Raw genomic sequence first — 15842 nt, forward strand, 5'->3', positions numbered from 1 at the left:
ATTGGTTTTTTGGTGCAAATTTGGTTTTGATTTGATGTGAATTAAGATTGGAATCAGGTATTAAATTATTGATAGGTAGTAACTTACAAATTAATTAAAAGCTATGTGAAAGATTGTTGGTATAAAAAAAATCGATTCGCTTTTCATGAAAGGAATCGATTTTTATTTTTTTAATCTTTTATTTTGGAAAGAGAAATGGCATTAATGCAATATCGTAGGCCGCTGGGTTCCGGACCGTCAGGAAAAACGTGTCCTAAATGTGCATCACAGGTATTACAAACAACTTCAACTCTAATCATTCCGTACGATTTATCGGCATGGTATCCGATCGCATTTTCTTTTAAGGGTTGCGTAAATGATGGCCAACCCGTTCCTGATTCAAATTTCTCAGAAGCATCGAAAAGCAAGGTTCCACAGCATTTGCACTCATAGATTCCGGGGTCGAACAAACTGCAAAGCTCAGAACTGAAAGATCTTTCGGTGCCTTTTAATCGGGTTACCTGAAATTCTTCCGGAGTTAGAATCTGTTTCCATTCTTGTTCTGTTTTTTCTACCCTCTTTTCTGGAATCGGATTTCCTTTATTTGTAAAACGAATTATATCTGCCCATTTTATCATAACTTTTTTTTTAAGTTTATCGTTGCAGTTCTCAGTTCTTAATATACAGTCGCAGTATTCAGTTTACCGCGACTGTATACTGTGACTGCAAACTTTTTTAAGCATTCTTTATTAGTATTCAGTTCACTGCGACTGCAAACTGCGACTGAATACTAATAACGAATTACTCTTCCTCTTTCTGTCCCATCATCATTAGAAATGCTTTCAGGAACGGATCAATGTTGCCGTTCATTACGCCATCAACATCACTGGTTTCATAGCCCGTACGAACGTCTTTTACCAGTTTATATGGCTGCATCACATAATTGCGTATTTGTGAGCCCCATTCAATTTTCATTTTTCCGGCTTCGATATCGGCACGTTGTGCCTGTTGTTTTTTCAGTTCGATTTCGTATAACTGCGAACGTAACATTTGCATAGCACGTTGTCTGTTGTCTTGCTGAGAACGTGTTTCGGAACATTGAATCTGAATTCCGGTTGGCTTGTGCACTAATTGTACCTTAGTTTCAACTTTATTTACGTTTTGTCCTCCTGCACCACTTGAACGCGAAGTGGTAATTTCGATATCGGCAGGATTAATGTCAATCTCGATACTATCATCTACCAACGGATACACATAAACGGATGCAAATGAAGTATGGCGTTTGGCATTACTGTCAAAAGGAGAGATGCGAACTAAACGATGTACTCCGTTTTCGCCCTTTAAATATCCAAAAGAGTAATCGCCTTCGAATTCTAAGGTAACAGTTTTGATTCCGGCAACCTCACCAGCCTGAAAGTTTAGTTCTTTAATTTTGTAACCATAACTTTCTCCCCACATCATGTACATACGCATCAGCATTCCAGCCCAGTCACAACTTTCAGTTCCACCTGCTCCAGCCGTAATTTGCACTACAGCGCTTAAACTGTCGCCTTCATCTGAAAGCATGTTTTTGAACTCAATGTTTTCAATATGTGCCTGAGTGGTGTTGTAATGTTCGTCTAATTCTTCTGAAGAAAGCTCGCCTTCTTTGTAAAAATCATAGGCCAGTTGTAATTCATCTGTAAGTTCGATTGCTTTGTTGTAATCTTCGATCCATTTTTTCTTGTTTCGAAGGTTTTTTACAATAGCTTCGGCTTCTTTTGCATTGTTCCAGAAATCAGGCGCAAAGGTCTTTTCTTCTTCGTTTGCAATTTCGATTAGCTTGGCATCAACGTCAAAGATACCTCCTCAACGCACCAAGGCGCTCCACAATACCTTTTATTTGTTCGGTCGTTGTCATAAATTAATAGTAGTTTTATATGTTTTTTACAAATATTACGTTAATTTGGTTCTATAGTAATTGGGAAGTTAAAATTTACTGCAACTTACCAAAATTAACTAACAGTAATACGTAATTTTGCTGTACAAAAATAAGATATAGTTTTTAGAATATGGAAATAAATTTAATTAGCGATACCATTACTAAACCAACATACGAAATGTTGCAGTATATGTTTAATGCTCATGTTGGCGATGACGTATACAGGCAGGATCCTACAGTTATCGAATTAGAGACTAGAGTAGCTGAGTTTTTTGGTATGGAAGCCGGGCTTTTTTTTCCATCTGGAACTATGGCAAATCAAACCGCAATTAAATTACATACACAACCCGGAGAACAATTGATTGCAGATAAATATGCTCATGTTTATCATTATGAAGGAGGTGGAGTTTCGTTTAACAGCGGTGTTTCCTGTTGTTTGTTAGACGGACATCGCGGGATGATAAATGCGAGTCAGGTTGCTGCGGCAATTAACGATCCAGAGTTTTATCACAGTCCGTTAACGAGTTTGGTTTGTGTAGAGAATACCACTAATAAAGGAGGTGGGGCTTGTTATGAATTAGAAGATTTAAGAGATATAAAAAAAGTTTGTGATGCCAATAATCTGAAATTCCATTTAGATGGAGCCAGAATTTGGAATGCACTGGTAGCTAAGAGGCAAAACCCAAAAGAATTTGGAGCAATTTTCGATACGATTTCGGTTTGCTTGTCTAAAGGATTGGGTGCTCCAATAGGTTCTGTGCTGCTTGGAAGCAAAGAAGATATCCGTAGAGCGTTGAGAATAAGGAAGATACTTGGTGGAGGGATGCGTCAGGTAGGTTATTTAGCCGCAGCGGGATTGTTTGCTTTGGCACATAATATTGAAAGACTGGCAGAAGACCATAGAAGAGCCAAAGAAATTGCGGCTGTTTTAAGTGCAAAATCCTGGGTATCAGCCATAGAACCGGTGGAAACTAATATTTTGATTTTCTCTTTGGCCGAGGGATACAGCGATCAGCTTTTGATTGAGAAATTAAAACAAAAAAATATCTTAATAAGCTCGATGGGGCATAATAAGCTTAGAATTGTCACACATTTAGATTACAAAGAAGTAATGCATACTTATGTGATCGAAACGCTGCAGAAGTTTTAGCGGAAAAGGTTCTAAGCCTCTAAGATACTAAGGTTTGATTTTAAATACTACAAGTAAAAAAAAAAGCTGTCACTTTAGGACAGCTTTTTTTTAGAACCTCAGAACCTCAGAACCTCAGAACCTCAGAACCTCAGAACCTCAGAACCTCAGAACCTCAGAACCTCAGTTATTTAAAAAGATTATCCATTCCCGGAATCATTGGCATATCCATTTTGGCAACGGCATCCAATTCTTTTTCGTTTACGCTTGTTGCTTTTTCTATTGCTTTATTAAAAGTTACAATAAGATAGTCTTCCAGTTGTTCTTTATCTTCTAATAAAGAATTATCAATAGAGATTGATTTTACTTTTCTATTTGCGGTTAATGTTACTTTCAATAATCCGTCAGCGCTTTGTTCATCAATCAAAACAGTATCTAGACGCTTTTTTGTATCTTCAATTTTTTGTTGGGTTTCTTTAAGTTTGCCCATCATTCCCATTAAGTCCATTTTTGTTGATTTTTAAATTATTTCATACAAAATTAGTATATTGCTGTATGAAAGCAATAGATATTTTATGAAAAAATTAATTTGGTTCTGTTGTGTTTGTAGTATTTTTGCTGCTCCGTATTTAAAAACTAATGCTCAATCAATGCAAAACGATATAATGGCTCCAAAAGCCAAAGAAATCCCAAAATCACTAAAAAAACATAAAGAGGCTAGAGTAGATAATTATTTTTGGTTAAATGACCGCGAAAACTCTGAGGTAATTGATTATTTGAATCAGGAAAATGCGTACTATCAGAAAATGACTTCCCATACAAAAGGATTTCAGGAAGATTTGTATGAGGAAATGAAAGGAAGAGTTAAAGAAGACGATTCCTCGGTTCCTTATTTTTATAACGGATATTTTTACATCACTCGTTTTGAGACAGGACAGGATTATCCAATTTTTTCCAGAAAAAAAGGCAGTCTTTCCGCAGCCGAAGAAATTTTATTCAATTGTAATGAATTGGCAAAAGGACATGCTTACTTTAAATTAGGAGGTTTAAGTATAAGTCCTGACAATAAATTTGCAAGTTTTGGAGTGGATATTGTGGGAAGAAGAATTTATACCATTCAATTTAAAAACTTAGAGACCGGAGAAATTTTATCAGATAAAATCGAAAATGCAACAGGAGGATCTGTTTGGGCTAATGATAATAAAACCGTTTTTTATACCAAACAGGACGAAGTAACTTTAAGAGCTGATAAAATCTTCAGACATAAATTAAATACAGATTCCGTAACAGATGTTTTGGTTTTTAATGAAACGGATGACACATTTAATGTTTCTGTTAGTAAAGAAAAATCAAGAAAGTATATTGTAATTGGTTCCGGAAGTACTTTAACGACGGAATACAGAATTTTAAATTCAGATAATCCGGATGGGGAGTTTGAAGTGTTTCAGACTCGTGTTCGTGGGCTGGAGTATAGTATTTCGCATTTTGAAGATTGCTTTTATATTTTAACAAATAAAGACAAGGCGACTAACTTCAAGCTGATGAAAACGCCTGAAAACAAAACAGGGAAAAGGAATTGGGTAGATCTTATTCCGCATCGTGAAGATGTTTTATTAGAAGATATTGAGATTTTTAAGAATTACTTAGTAGTAGAAGAACGCTCAAATGGTTTGAACCACATTCGCATTATGCCGTGGAATGGTGAACCGGATTATTATCTTCCTTTTGGCAGTGAAACGTATAATGCTTTTACTACTACAAATGTTGATTTTGATACAGATGTTTTACGTTACAGCTATCAATCGCTGGCGACGCCATCTTCTGTAATCGACTTTAATATGAAGACTAAAACGAAGGAGGTTTTAAAAGAACAAGAGGTTTTAGGAGGAAAATTTGATAAAGATAATTACATCGAAGAACGTGTTTGGGCAACTGCCAGAGATGGCGTTAAGGTGCCGATTTCGATGATTTATAAAAAAGGGTTGGAAAAGAATGGTAAAAATCCATTACTTCTTTATGCATATGGTTCTTATGGAATTACAATGGATACCTATTTTTCTTCTACGAGACTTTCATTGCTGGATCGTGGTTTTGTTTATGCCATTGCCCATATTAGAGGGGGAGAAGATTTAGGAAGGCAGTGGTATGAAGATGGAAAACTGTTAAAAAAGAAAAATACCTTTACAGATTTCATCGATTGCTCTAAATTTGTCATTAACGAAAAATACACTTCTTCTAAACATTTGTATGCAGAAGGAGGATCAGCCGGAGGACTTTTAATGGGGGTTATCGTAAATGAAGCACCGGAATTGTACAACGGAGTGATCGCTCAAGTGCCTTTTGTAGATGTTATTACCACAATGCTGGACGACAGTATTCCGTTGACAACAGGAGAATATGATGAATGGGGAAATCCCAATAATAAAAAATATTACGATTATATGTTGTCGTACTCACCGTATGATAATGTAAAAGCACAAAATTATCCTAACATGTACGTTTCTACCGGATTACACGATTCGCAGGTACAATATTGGGAACCTGCCAAGTGGGTAGCCAAATTGAGAAACTTAAAAACGAATAGTAATTTATTGTTTTTAGATACTAATATGGATGCCGGACATGGCGGAGCTTCAGGACGTTTTGAGGCTCTAAAAGACTTAGCAAAAGAATTTAGTTTTTTATTAGATTTAGAAAAAATTAAAAGCTAATTAGAAATTTTTTGTTAAATTTGCAACCTATCAAGGTTATTTTAAAATGCCTTTGATTAACTATTTTTTTATGAAAGAAGAAATAAACGCTTATAATAATGTTTTAGAATTAATAGGTAATACCCCGCTTATTAAGCTAAATAAAATCACCGAAGAGTTAGAAGGAAATTTCTACGCAAAGGTAGAAGCTTTTAATCCAGGACATTCCTCAAAAGATAGAATAGCGTTATACATTATTGAAGAGGCTGAAAAAAGAGGTATTCTATCACCAGGTGATACCATTATCGAAACGACATCCGGTAACACAGGTTTTAGTTTGGCAATGGTAAGCATTATAAAAGGTTATAATTGTATTTTGGCAGTAAGTTCAAAATCATCGAAAGATAAAATTGACATGTTGAGAAGTTTAGGTGCGAAGGTTTATGTTTGCCCGGCTCACGTTTCAGCAGATGATGAGAGATCTTATTATAATGTAGCGAAACGTTTGCATGAAGAAACAAAAGGTTCGGTATACATTAATCAGTATTTTAATCAGTTAAATATTGATGCACATTATAACTCTACAGGACCAGAAATCTGGGAACAGACAAAAGGGAAAATAACACATCTTATTGCCTGTAGCGGAACCGGAGGAACAATCTCAGGAACTGCAAAATTCTTAAAAGAACAAAATCCAAATATCAGAATTTTAGGTGTTGATGCTTTTGGGTCGGTGTTGAAAAAATACCACGAAACAAAAGAATTTGATAACAAAGAAATTTATCCGTACCGTATTGAAGGTTTAGGTAAAAATTTAATTCCTTCGGCTACCGATTTTGATATCATCGATAAGTTCATGAAAGTTACAGATGAAGAAAGTGCTCACTCTGCAAGAGAAATCACCAGAAAAGAAGGTTTGTTTGTAGGATACACTTCAGGAGCGGTAATGCAGGCTATTAAGCAATACGCGGAAGAAGGTGAGTTTACAAAAGACAGTAACATCATTGCCATTTTCCCTGATCACGGTTCTCGTTATATGAGTAAAGTATTTAGTGATGACTGGATGAACGAACAAGGTTTCTTTGACAGTGTCAATGAAGAAGAAGTTCAGAAAATTGAATTTGTAAAGTAGTACATTAAACTGCTTTCTTACTATAGCAACTCCATTCGTTTTACGGATGGAGTTTTTTTATGCAGAAATTTGTTTTAAACGGCTAATTTTAGTTTTTTGTGAATTTATAAGTGTTTGCATAGGATGTTAATATTTCTTCATTTGTTGTAAGTTGTTTGTTTATTTTTGGTAATTATATGATTTATTTGCGATAAGTTTATGTTTTTAACAGAATAAATTAAAGTATAAATAAATGTAATTAGAAGCTTTAAATCATCAATTTTGGTTATTTAACGGTTATTTTGGTCCGTTGTCGAATAAATTTTTGTCCAGATGCATAATAATTTAGTTTAGAGGTGTTAGAACGACACCGTGGTTTTTTAATCCCTAAACCTACCTATTATGAAAAAACTACTACTCACTTTGATGTTTGTTAGTTATTTGAATGTCAATGCTCAAAATCCAACACAAGAGTTTAACTTCAATAGTACTTTAAATAATACCGACAATACAGCTTCTTTTGTTGGAGTTGCAAATTTTGTTGCAGATAGGGCAGGAGTGGACAAAAGTGCTCAACGTCTCACTAATAAAGCTATGGAAGCTGTTGTGGAAAATCTTCCTCAGGGTAATAGTCCCAGATCTGTCAGTATCTGGGTAAAACTAAATGATATTGCATCGGCAAATTATATATGGGGTTACGGAACAGCTTATAATGCGCAGTATTGCGGATTGTTGCAGCAAGGAACGGCTTCGTCTAACTCTGATTTAAGTTTAGCAGGCTGGGGAGCCTCTAATGATGTGATTGTTTCAGTTTCACTTGCCAAAGACGTTTGGTATCAATATGCGATAACTTATGACGGAAAGACTTCTAAGATATACCGCAACGGTGTTTTATTAAAAGCTGCTGAAGGAATTAGCCGCTCTACCAAAGGAAATATTTTCAGATTAGGGGAAATAAATACCACTGTGGGTATTAACGCTGATATAGACGATTTAAAAATTTATAATGTTGCCATGACAAGCGAACAGGTAGAAGCTTCTTATGAGAGCTCAAAAGCAGTTACTCCTGTTGTAGCAAATACTGAAACTGCTGCTGTTTCAAAAACAGTGAAAAATGCAGGGGTAAGAACCAAGGTTGTGTCAACTGCCAATCCGGCAATGGGGGATTCGAATAAAGTTTCTAAAAATGTTGAGATATTCTCGCAAGGACAAAAAATTCTGGGAATCAACAATACGTTCAATATTAATGATCTGCCTGAAGGAACTTATTTGTTGAAAATCACCAATATGCCTTCAAAAAAATAGTTTAAAATTAAGAACAAGGTTTTGGTTAATAGAGAATAGTCAGTTAGTTTTTATTTTTTCAATGTTGCTTAAGAGCAATAAATTTTTTGAATAGTGAGAGAGCCTTCCAAAGTTTAACTTAGAAGGCTTTTTGATTTTTTATTATTGCTTTTTTTGCTGTCCCGGAGCATAAGCTTTGGCACTTTTGCTTCCTGACATTTTTTTGGCTTGCCCCGGCGGGATCTTTCCGGAGCCAGAACCAGTACTGTGCGTATGAACTGTGCAGCTGATCACACTAAGAATTACAAATACAATAACCAAAAGTATTACTGCATATTTGGTGTATTTTGATGTTTTCATTGTTTTATTTTTTTGTAAATATAGCAGATAATTTGCATCAAAATTTATTTTTTGAAATCGATATGGAGACAAAGAGCGATTTTTTTTAAACTCTTCCCAACCTTTTGATTCAAAATGTACTCTATAGAAGTATAATCATTGTTGGATGATTTTAACTAAAAAGAGTATAGTATGAAAAAGAAATTCACTTTAGAAATAGCCAAACCTTGTTCTGAAAATTTTGACAATATGATTCCTAATTCACAAGGTTCGTTTTGTGATTCCTGTGCCAAAAATGTAATTGATTTAAGCAGAAAAACAAATGCCGAAGTAGCCCGATTTGTTGCCAATAATAAAGACCAGAATATTTGTGCCCGATTGAAAATAACGCAGTTGGAAGAGGAGTTCGCACACCACGAAATTTCCAAAAGCAATACGCTAAAGTATGCGGCAGTTGCAGCTTCAATTTTGTTAGCATCAAATGTTACAGGACAGGAGAAAACACTGGTTCAAACCGAAGTAAATGTACCGGTACCCAATCATGCTATTATGGGGAAGATAGCTGTTAATCAAACTGCCGAAGAGGAAATTTTGATAACCATTAAAGGAAAGTTACTGGATGCAAAGACAAATAGACCTTTAAATGGAAAAACCTATCCGGATTTGACGCTTAGTATCAATGATGTAGAACCTGCTATGAAAATAAATCCAAAAACGGGTGAGTTTTCTATTTCGTCAATGGTTTCTAAAAATAGTGAAGCCCTCAGGATTACAATCTCGAGCGGGGATTATTATTTATCTAAAACGATCCCCTTTGATATAAAAAATGTAAAAAAGAATGTTTTGCAGCAAAACATAAAGATCAATACGGAGGAGTTAATTAAGGTGTATATTGCCGGAGGACTGGGGATTAACTATAGAGAAAAAAAGTGATTAAAGAGAATTGATTGATTTGTTGTTTTTTGAATAGAAAAAGTTCTGGGGTTTCCAGAGCTTTTTGTGTTTATAGAAGAATTAGTTTTTTAATTTTATTCAACCCCATGGGTTTTTTTTTAAGATTGAATTTTTAGGAAGAATAATATCTAATTCTTTTCTTTCTTGGGTCATCCATTCTAAAGTATGTTCATTGAAAATTGCAATATCTCTTAAACCAAATATTATTTTAGCCAGGGCATCGGAAGTTTTATTTGAAACCCAAATAAGTTGTGGTATAGAATCAATAATATAAAAATTACCATGTTCATCCATCATTACTGTACTTTGTTCAATTAATTCTGCCACAGGATACAACTGTATTCCAATCAGCGCTGAATAATAATAATTTAGACTTCTATCTTCACTTAAATCAATCTCATCATCGAATTTATAAATATTGGAAGATTGATAATCAAATGCTTTTTTATCATCTAAATATTCGATATCAATAGTCATTGTTTCTATTTTATTTTCAGCATGAATTGTAAGTTCACCAAATTCACAAAGAAAATCTTGAATCTTCTTTGGGAATAGTTCATACACAATAGTGTTTTCAATTTTATTTTTTATACTTCTCTCCTCATACCATCCGGCCTTCATCAGTACGGTTGTAAAATCTTCTATATCATAAATCATAATAATTATTCAATTTTTATATTAATATTCACTTTTATTTCTTCCACTCCAAAGTAATCTAAAAATGGATTACAGCTTATACAAGCTGGTTTAACATCCCCAATTTCAGTAAACAGCAAAAGCCTTCCGATTTTGATAATTTGAATTTTAAGTAAAGCATCGAGAGAATTGTATAAATCATTATAATTTTATTTCCTCTTCAGTCTGTAGTCTATTCACAAAATCTTCAAAATTATCTGCAATTTTTAAAAATTGTTCTTCCGGAGGATAATCGGTCCAGCGGTTAACTAATATGGTTTCATAATCTGAACCTTCATTCAGGCATAAACAAAAATGCCATCCTCCCATATCTAGAGCAAAAGGAACAAGTTTACGATTATAATTTTGAAGAAATTCATCAGTAAGTTTAAATAAATCAGAATAATTCAAATAATTTTTAACTTCCCATACTGTTTTGTCTTGATCTACAAAATATCTTTCATAATGACTCAATCCTCCGTTTAGTTTTAGAAAATCCTTAAAATATTCAGGTAGGTTTTCACTAATAATATTTTCGATGTGTCTCATATTTGAGTCGCCCATTCTTGGATATAGATTTAATTTTCTCATTTTTTGCGGATATGTAGTAATTCTGAAATATGCTTTCCATCATGAAATAGAAACAGAGTAGGGCATACCAGTAGTGTTTCTACCACAGAGGGATAATTTAGAAGTGGAAGATTAGTTTAGATTTGAGATATCGTTTAAATTAATAATTTTGTCTGTCAAAATGCTATTGTCATGCAATTTTAGAATTCTATTTTTGCTATATATTCATTTATATTAAAATCAAGATTTGGATTTTCTTTATATTCTCTTGTTAATACTTCTTTGGATAGAAAAATATTGTAACCTATTTGTAAACTTCCCCTCTCGTTAAATTCTTTCTGCAATAGATTTTTGTTTTCCCAATCTAAGCTTTCATTTATTTTTTTCAAAAGTGATGACAATCTATTATTATTATTTAAATTGTATCGGTCCAGATTCCAAGCATATGAAAAATTTTCTTCATCAAAAGACATTGGCAACCATATGTCAGAGTTTGTTGATAATACAAAACTTTGTTGAAATGTCCGAAAGCTTTGTAGAAGAAATATATTTGAATGTAGTTCTTCTCCATTTTCTGTGTATATAACTGTATCCCCGCTAATATCAAATTCAAAGCAAGTTTCTAAATAGTTATCTTTTTCTATTAAAGCGATCAGATCTTCTACATTATTGTAATCCAATTTCTCGTTTTTACCTTCCAATGATTTTGGAATTAATAGTTTCGATTCGATGAGAATAGTCAATAAAGTTTTTAAATCTGATCTGATCTCTGGATAGGGAGAAATGTCATAATCATAATCGTATTTATTACTGTCAAAATGCCAACTCCCTCTTAATTTTTTCGGTAAATAAAATTTCATAACTTAAAAATTAATAAACTGAATATTATTATGATAAACTACTTTTACTTTTTCGCCACTTCTTGAAATTAGATGAAATTCATCAATTATAATATTATTAGAAGGTTTTTAATCCTTTTTTCAATTCTTAAGGCTAAATGAAGCCCATCATCGCCTCCGTTTTTCATTTGAGAAACCATTTTGGTTAAAGTTGATGATTCTATTGCGGAAGATAATCTTGACGTTAACTTACTTTTAAATGCAGTCCAATCTATTATTCCTCTTATTTTCTTTTTCCAATTTAAATAACTACCAGCTTGACTTATTTCATCTAAATTCTTAGAAACTAAATTTAGTTCATCAATATTTGTTTTAAGAGTAGGTGCTTCCTTATTGAGGACTAACCAGGCATTAAAACCATTGGATTCATTAATTATGGTTTTGAATTCAGTACTAGAAGTAGATATATCATTTGCTAATGTAACTACAGGAGATTCAATATCGTTAGGAAGTGGATATACTTGTATCGCAGAGAGAACAAAAAGGAATGCTAATATAAGTTTATTAATTCTTTTCATAATTGTCAATTAAAAGTTTAATTCTATTTGTAAAACCCCATATACAGTACAACTGTAATACCCACGATATTCGTATATATCAAAAATGATAATGTAATTATTATTGCATTCTTGAGAATTATATATCTGGAATCTGTAAGGAAATGATCTTTTCTGATCTTCTAAATTTTGCAATTTATCAACATCATTCTGAGCGAGATCTTTATTATTTATCTGTCCATTTTCTATCAAAGAACTTAACAAGTTAGAGTTTCCTAATGAAAGTGTTATTTGATGCTTTATTCCTCCTTTTCCACAGTAAAAATTAAAATGTAACTCAGTGTGTGGATTTTCAATAGGAAATGTTTTCTCTCCTAATTGTATTTTTTTTATAACTGAAATTTTATTCATAATAATTTATTTGCATAAGATCGTTGTTGAAAATCTTCACCTCTTGCTTTTGAAGCAAAATCAAGATCTTCCATAACGGGTTTATTAAAAAAGCTCTGAAAATCCAGAGCTTTTGGTGTTTATAGGAGAAGTAGTCTTTGATAGTCTCGTTTTCAAAGTTTTCATTGCAGATGCAGTACAAATGTCTCTGAACTGCTCCCGACAAGTTAGACTTTATATGGAAGTGGGGATGTGTCAGTATCTTAAGCGATTATCCTTGCTGTATTGAAGATTTTTGATTTAATACACACGATTATTATTATCTTAATTTGTTTAGTTTGTCACCTTTTAATTAACCATAAATTAACCATAAATTGAACAATTAAAAATTAGTTTATTTCTTTTTGATCTTTTAAAAATATACTCTCTAGATCAAAGAATTGATCTTTGGTTTGATATTTTTTTGTCAAATGCTTCTACTGTGCCACCATAAATTCTTCCTAAGTCAAAAATTTGATTTACATCTGCATTTACAAATTCAATCTCCACCAGGTTCAATTTGTGATCTACATATCCAACAAAAAGAAAGTCTGTTTTGTAAGTAGAATTGTACCAATTAATGGAGTCTTTTAGAAAATCTTCATAATTACAAATTATGGTTAGTTTTTTTCTTTCTTGTCCCATATTAATAATATTTTTTAAACAACATTTTTTTATTTTAGAGATTATGAAAAACCTTTTAGTCAAATGATAGAATAAAAATTGAATAAACTTCGATCTAGCATTATTAAAAAAAATTACATAAATGTGGATGGAGGGTTTGATATATTTTTCTCAACTGCCTCTATCGTGCCACCAAGGATTCTTCCTAGCTCAAAGATTTGATTAAAACTAGTATTATCAAATTCAATAATGGCAAAATTTACTTCAGTATGTACATATTTGACGAAGGTGAAATCTGTTTTATTTATTGAATTGTAATCAATTATTATTCCTTTTAATAAATATTCATTGTTGGTAAATATTTTTATTTTCTTTTTATCTGGCTCCATTTATAATTATAAATTTAATTGATTTTTATCTGGCCTTTAACATTTGGATATTTTTAAAAGTACTTTACATAATCGTCTATTTTTTGTTTTAATCTGTAAGCCAGGGGTTTTTTGTCAATTTATTATTTAGAGGAGGTTGATAGGATATTTCTTTTCCACTTGGTGGTATCCATTTTAAACTTTCTTCATGTAGTATTGTCGCATTCTTATATCCAAACAAAATTTGTTCAAATGCTTCCATAGGATTATTAGCAATCCAAAAAAAGTCGGGAATAAAAGTATGCACATAAAATCTACCGTCTTGGTCCATCATTAATTTATTATTTTCTTTCAATTTTGCTACAAAATAAATTTGCCTTCCAATTAATGCTGAATAATAATATTCATCATCGTCATTATCAGTGTCTATATTTTCAGATTGATCGAATATATTTTCTTCATAATTGTCTAAAGATGTTGAATGATTAAAAAAATCTATTCCAATAATACTTATTTCTTCAAAGTTATCTTTACTTATTTTTAATCCTCCAAAAGAGGAAATAAAATCATTTATCACTTGGGGATACAATTTATATAAAGTCGTATTTTTTATTTGATTTGATATATTTCTATTTTCTTCCCACCCCGATTTTTTTAGGATATCTTTTAATTCATTTTGTTTATTGGGTAAATTCATTTATTCAAATTTAATATTGATGTTTACTTTTATTTCTTCAATTCCAAAATATCCTAAAAATGGGTTACAACTATCACAAGCTATTTTAACATCGCCAATTTCAGCAATTATTTTTTCAGCAGTTTTCTTAGCTATAGTTGTTGTTTCAAATGCCATTGACTTAGTGTCTTTTTATTTATTGCAATTTTCAAGTTAAATCTCTTTTACATAGTTTAACTTCAAATTCAACATTTCCTCTAATAAATTTATATAATCAGTTTCTGTTATAGATAAACTATATTTGACCCAAGGAGTAATACATTCATTATTAATAATTATATATTTATTTATTAAATCAAGTAGATGTTCTCTATTGGAAATTTCTTCATTTAAATTTTCAATAGAATTAAACTCTTCATAATTAACTAGTTTATTGTGTAATAATAATAATTGTTTTTTAAAATTGTTTTTTCCAAATAATTCAATAGAAAATTCCAAAAGTGATAGATTTCCTTCGATGTCTGTTTTGAAAATTGGAGTGTATATATTATAAGGTTCTCCCCAATCGAATTTCTCTTCTCTTATATTACAAATTGGATTAGTGTCAAAATCAATATTTTCCATTTTAAAATTATTTTATGTTTTTAATTCCATCTACCAAATTTATTTTCACATTGGGGAACATATTAGCAAAATCCTGTATAACTCCTTGGCAGGAAATACAATATGGTAATTCAGAAGCAATTGTAATTTCACCCTTTACTTTAGACAGAATAGTTCCTTTTTTACCTCCTAGTTTTTGAGCTATCTCACTTAATCCTACATACTCTGTGTCAAATTCTCTACTCCATGCAGTATCAGTATTTATATTACTTTGCTTGTCAATTTTATATGAATCAAATATTGGCTCTCCATCAAATTTATTACCACTTATTTTAACATCGCTTGAAGTTATATATAGATTATCTATTTTACCATCAAAATAAGCTAAATTTCGTTTGTCGAACTTCTGAATTTCTTCTAGTAATTCATTTCCTGAATATTTTTTTCGTAATTCATAAATAGTATTTTCTCGAAATTGTTTAAATCGAGTTTTTGCTTTTAAATAGTCAGAAGCGTATCCCCTAAAAATATTTTCACCTTCGTTTAAGGGAGTTGGAAACTTTTCAATATCTTTTAAATCTTTCCATTTTATATATCCGCCAGCATTATTAATCTCATCTAAATTTTTAGAAACTAATTTGATCTCCTCTATATTAGTTCTGAGAGAGGGAGCTTCATTATTTAGAATTAACCATGCATTAAACCCATCAGATTCTTTGACTACGGTTTTGAATTCAGTGCCAGAAGTTGATAAATCACTTACTAAAGTTGCCAATGCACAAGGATCTCCAGGACCTGCATTTGCGATTAGGCTTGATAACAGTAATAAATAAAGAAGGAATCTTTTTATTATATTTTTCATTTAGTTTATTTTAAAGTAAGTACTTGTAAACTCGTTATTCACTTTTTCTAGGTGCTAAAGTGGTGTTTCCAAAATAAGAATCATCTCGGGAATTTAATAATTTGAATTTTATATAATTCGCGCCAATGTATGGATTATAAAGTAAATTCATTTCTAGAAAAAGTATTTTTACTATCATGGAGTAAGACCATCAAATTAAACTTGTAAACATACTCTTAAATAAACGTGAAAT

The 15842-nt window shown here is 31.9% G+C and carries 20 protein-coding genes; 5 read left to right on the forward strand and 15 right to left on the reverse strand.

Going from position 1 to position 15842, the window contains the following annotated elements; translation table 11 throughout:
- Positions 1-170: 170 nt before the first annotated feature.
- Together msrB and prfB are read right to left on the reverse strand one after the other, a co-directional pair.
- On the reverse strand, positions 171-617 hold the full coding sequence (gene msrB / locus AC3IS6_RS13765) for a peptide-methionine (R)-S-oxide reductase MsrB (RefSeq protein ID WP_489160135.1): 447 nt from the start codon (positions 615-617) through the stop codon (positions 171-173).
- A 163-nt stretch (positions 618-780) separates the two neighbouring features.
- Positions 781-1879, reverse strand: a protein-coding gene (prfB, locus tag AC3IS6_RS13770; protein ID WP_489160137.1) for a peptide chain release factor 2 whose coding sequence is annotated in 2 segments (ribosomal slippage) — positions 781-1815 and positions 1817-1879 — 1098 coding nt in all. Because the reading frame shifts where the segments join, the coding sequence is not laid out codon by codon here.
- Between the two features lie 151 nt (positions 1880-2030).
- Between prfB and AC3IS6_RS13775 the strand changes: the two genes are divergently transcribed.
- Complete coding sequence (locus AC3IS6_RS13775; RefSeq protein ID WP_489160139.1) at positions 2031-3050, forward strand: threonine aldolase family protein; 1020 nt, start codon at positions 2031-2033, stop codon at positions 3048-3050.
- A 166-nt stretch (positions 3051-3216) separates the two neighbouring features.
- Here AC3IS6_RS13775 and AC3IS6_RS13780 read toward each other — a convergent pair whose 3' ends face one another.
- A complete protein-coding gene (locus tag AC3IS6_RS13780; protein WP_489160141.1) occupies positions 3217-3537 on the reverse strand; it encodes a YbaB/EbfC family nucleoid-associated protein in 321 nt (106 codons plus the stop codon).
- 67 nt (positions 3538-3604) lie between these two features.
- On the opposite strand from AC3IS6_RS13780, the gene AC3IS6_RS13785 reads away from it, so the two are divergent.
- The 3 genes from AC3IS6_RS13785 to AC3IS6_RS13795 all read left to right on the forward strand — a co-directional run bounded on the left by AC3IS6_RS13785 (position 3605) and on the right by AC3IS6_RS13795 (position 8135).
- Positions 3605-5740, forward strand: coding sequence for a S9 family peptidase (locus AC3IS6_RS13785; RefSeq protein ID WP_489160143.1), 2136 nt, complete (start codon positions 3605-3607; stop codon positions 5738-5740).
- 70 nt (positions 5741-5810) lie between these two features.
- On the forward strand, positions 5811-6851 hold the full coding sequence (gene capA / locus AC3IS6_RS13790) for a cysteate synthase (protein WP_173966701.1): 1041 nt from the start codon (positions 5811-5813) through the stop codon (positions 6849-6851).
- Between the two features lie 381 nt (positions 6852-7232).
- The gene (locus AC3IS6_RS13795; protein WP_489160144.1) at positions 7233-8135 is read left to right on the forward strand and encodes a LamG domain-containing protein; all 903 of its coding nucleotides are present in this window, start codon (positions 7233-7235) and stop codon (positions 8133-8135) included.
- 141 nt (positions 8136-8276) lie between these two features.
- Here AC3IS6_RS13795 and AC3IS6_RS13800 read toward each other — a convergent pair whose 3' ends face one another.
- Complete coding sequence (locus AC3IS6_RS13800) at positions 8277-8474, reverse strand: hypothetical protein (RefSeq protein ID WP_489160146.1); 198 nt, start codon at positions 8472-8474, stop codon at positions 8277-8279.
- A gap of 171 nt (positions 8475-8645) precedes the next feature.
- Here AC3IS6_RS13800 and AC3IS6_RS13805 point away from each other — a divergent pair, with 171 nt between their 5' ends.
- Positions 8646-9386: a hypothetical protein gene (locus AC3IS6_RS13805; protein ID WP_489160147.1), complete on the forward strand. Its 741-nt coding sequence runs from the start codon at positions 8646-8648 to the stop codon at positions 9384-9386.
- Between the two features lie 99 nt (positions 9387-9485).
- Here the strand turns inward: AC3IS6_RS13805 and AC3IS6_RS13810 are convergent, their stop codons facing one another.
- The 11 genes from AC3IS6_RS13810 to AC3IS6_RS13860 all read right to left on the reverse strand — a co-directional run bounded on the left by AC3IS6_RS13810 (position 9486) and on the right by AC3IS6_RS13860 (position 15610).
- Complete coding sequence (locus tag AC3IS6_RS13810; protein ID WP_489160149.1) at positions 9486-10064, reverse strand: SUKH-3 domain-containing protein; 579 nt, start codon at positions 10062-10064, stop codon at positions 9486-9488.
- A gap of 180 nt (positions 10065-10244) precedes the next feature.
- Positions 10245-10673, reverse strand: coding sequence for an SMI1/KNR4 family protein (locus tag AC3IS6_RS13815; protein WP_489160151.1), 429 nt, complete (start codon positions 10671-10673; stop codon positions 10245-10247).
- Positions 10674-10852: 179 nt separating this feature from the next.
- Positions 10853-11512: a hypothetical protein gene (locus AC3IS6_RS13820; protein ID WP_489160152.1), complete on the reverse strand. Its 660-nt coding sequence runs from the start codon at positions 11510-11512 to the stop codon at positions 10853-10855.
- A gap of 86 nt (positions 11513-11598) precedes the next feature.
- The gene (locus AC3IS6_RS13825; RefSeq protein ID WP_489160153.1) at positions 11599-12069 is read right to left on the reverse strand and encodes a hypothetical protein; all 471 of its coding nucleotides are present in this window, start codon (positions 12067-12069) and stop codon (positions 11599-11601) included.
- A 9-nt stretch (positions 12070-12078) separates the two neighbouring features.
- Positions 12079-12459 (reverse strand): hypothetical protein, encoded by a 381-nt coding sequence (locus tag AC3IS6_RS13830; protein ID WP_489160155.1) that lies wholly within the window; start codon positions 12457-12459, stop codon positions 12079-12081.
- A gap of 411 nt (positions 12460-12870) precedes the next feature.
- Positions 12871-13122 (reverse strand): hypothetical protein, encoded by a 252-nt coding sequence (locus tag AC3IS6_RS13835; RefSeq protein ID WP_173968509.1) that lies wholly within the window; start codon positions 13120-13122, stop codon positions 12871-12873.
- Between the two features lie 113 nt (positions 13123-13235).
- A complete protein-coding gene (locus AC3IS6_RS13840; RefSeq protein WP_489160157.1) occupies positions 13236-13490 on the reverse strand; it encodes a hypothetical protein in 255 nt (84 codons plus the stop codon).
- Positions 13491-13578: 88 nt separating this feature from the next.
- Positions 13579-14166 carry an SUKH-3 domain-containing protein gene (locus tag AC3IS6_RS13845; RefSeq protein WP_489160158.1) on the reverse strand — a complete coding sequence of 196 codons (588 nt, stop codon included), beginning with the start codon at positions 14164-14166 and terminating at the stop codon, positions 13579-13581.
- Positions 14167-14322: a hypothetical protein gene (locus AC3IS6_RS13850; RefSeq protein WP_489160160.1), complete on the reverse strand. Its 156-nt coding sequence runs from the start codon at positions 14320-14322 to the stop codon at positions 14167-14169.
- Between the two features lie 36 nt (positions 14323-14358).
- A complete protein-coding gene (locus AC3IS6_RS13855; protein WP_489160161.1) occupies positions 14359-14769 on the reverse strand; it encodes a hypothetical protein in 411 nt (136 codons plus the stop codon).
- Positions 14770-14776: 7 nt separating this feature from the next.
- On the reverse strand, positions 14777-15610 hold the full coding sequence (locus AC3IS6_RS13860; protein ID WP_489160162.1) for a deaminase domain-containing protein: 834 nt from the start codon (positions 15608-15610) through the stop codon (positions 14777-14779).
- Positions 15611-15842 lie beyond the last annotated feature (232 nt).

Source organism: Flavobacterium sp. KH_035 (assembly GCF_057839565.1).

Coding starts and splice junctions, on each gene's coding strand:
- msrB (WP_489160135.1), bottom strand. CDS start 617: ATGATAAAATGGGCAGATATAATTCGTTTTACAAATAAAGGAAATCCG.
- AC3IS6_RS13775 (WP_489160139.1), top strand. CDS start 2,031: ATGGAAATAAATTTAATTAGCGATACCATTACTAAACCAACATACGAA.
- AC3IS6_RS13780 (WP_489160141.1), bottom strand. CDS start 3,537: ATGGACTTAATGGGAATGATGGGCAAACTTAAAGAAACCCAACAAAAA.
- AC3IS6_RS13785 (WP_489160143.1), top strand. CDS start 3,605: ATGAAAAAATTAATTTGGTTCTGTTGTGTTTGTAGTATTTTTGCTGCT.
- capA (WP_173966701.1), top strand. CDS start 5,811: ATGAAAGAAGAAATAAACGCTTATAATAATGTTTTAGAATTAATAGGT.
- AC3IS6_RS13795 (WP_489160144.1), top strand. CDS start 7,233: ATGAAAAAACTACTACTCACTTTGATGTTTGTTAGTTATTTGAATGTC.
- AC3IS6_RS13800 (WP_489160146.1), bottom strand. CDS start 8,474: ATGAAAACATCAAAATACACCAAATATGCAGTAATACTTTTGGTTATT.
- AC3IS6_RS13805 (WP_489160147.1), top strand. CDS start 8,646: ATGAAAAAGAAATTCACTTTAGAAATAGCCAAACCTTGTTCTGAAAAT.
- AC3IS6_RS13810 (WP_489160149.1), bottom strand. CDS start 10,064: ATGATTTATGATATAGAAGATTTTACAACCGTACTGATGAAGGCCGGA.
- AC3IS6_RS13815 (WP_489160151.1), bottom strand. CDS start 10,673: ATGAGAAAATTAAATCTATATCCAAGAATGGGCGACTCAAATATGAGA.
- AC3IS6_RS13820 (WP_489160152.1), bottom strand. CDS start 11,512: ATGAAATTTTATTTACCGAAAAAATTAAGAGGGAGTTGGCATTTTGAC.
- AC3IS6_RS13825 (WP_489160153.1), bottom strand. CDS start 12,069: ATGAAAAGAATTAATAAACTTATATTAGCATTCCTTTTTGTTCTCTCT.
- AC3IS6_RS13830 (WP_489160155.1), bottom strand. CDS start 12,459: ATGAATAAAATTTCAGTTATAAAAAAAATACAATTAGGAGAGAAAACA.
- AC3IS6_RS13835 (WP_173968509.1), bottom strand. CDS start 13,122: ATGGGACAAGAAAGAAAAAAACTAACCATAATTTGTAATTATGAAGAT.
- AC3IS6_RS13840 (WP_489160157.1), bottom strand. CDS start 13,490: ATGGAGCCAGATAAAAAGAAAATAAAAATATTTACCAACAATGAATAT.
- AC3IS6_RS13845 (WP_489160158.1), bottom strand. CDS start 14,166: ATGAATTTACCCAATAAACAAAATGAATTAAAAGATATCCTAAAAAAA.
- AC3IS6_RS13850 (WP_489160160.1), bottom strand. CDS start 14,322: ATGGCATTTGAAACAACAACTATAGCTAAGAAAACTGCTGAAAAAATA.
- AC3IS6_RS13855 (WP_489160161.1), bottom strand. CDS start 14,769: ATGGAAAATATTGATTTTGACACTAATCCAATTTGTAATATAAGAGAA.
- AC3IS6_RS13860 (WP_489160162.1), bottom strand. CDS start 15,610: ATGAAAAATATAATAAAAAGATTCCTTCTTTATTTATTACTGTTATCA.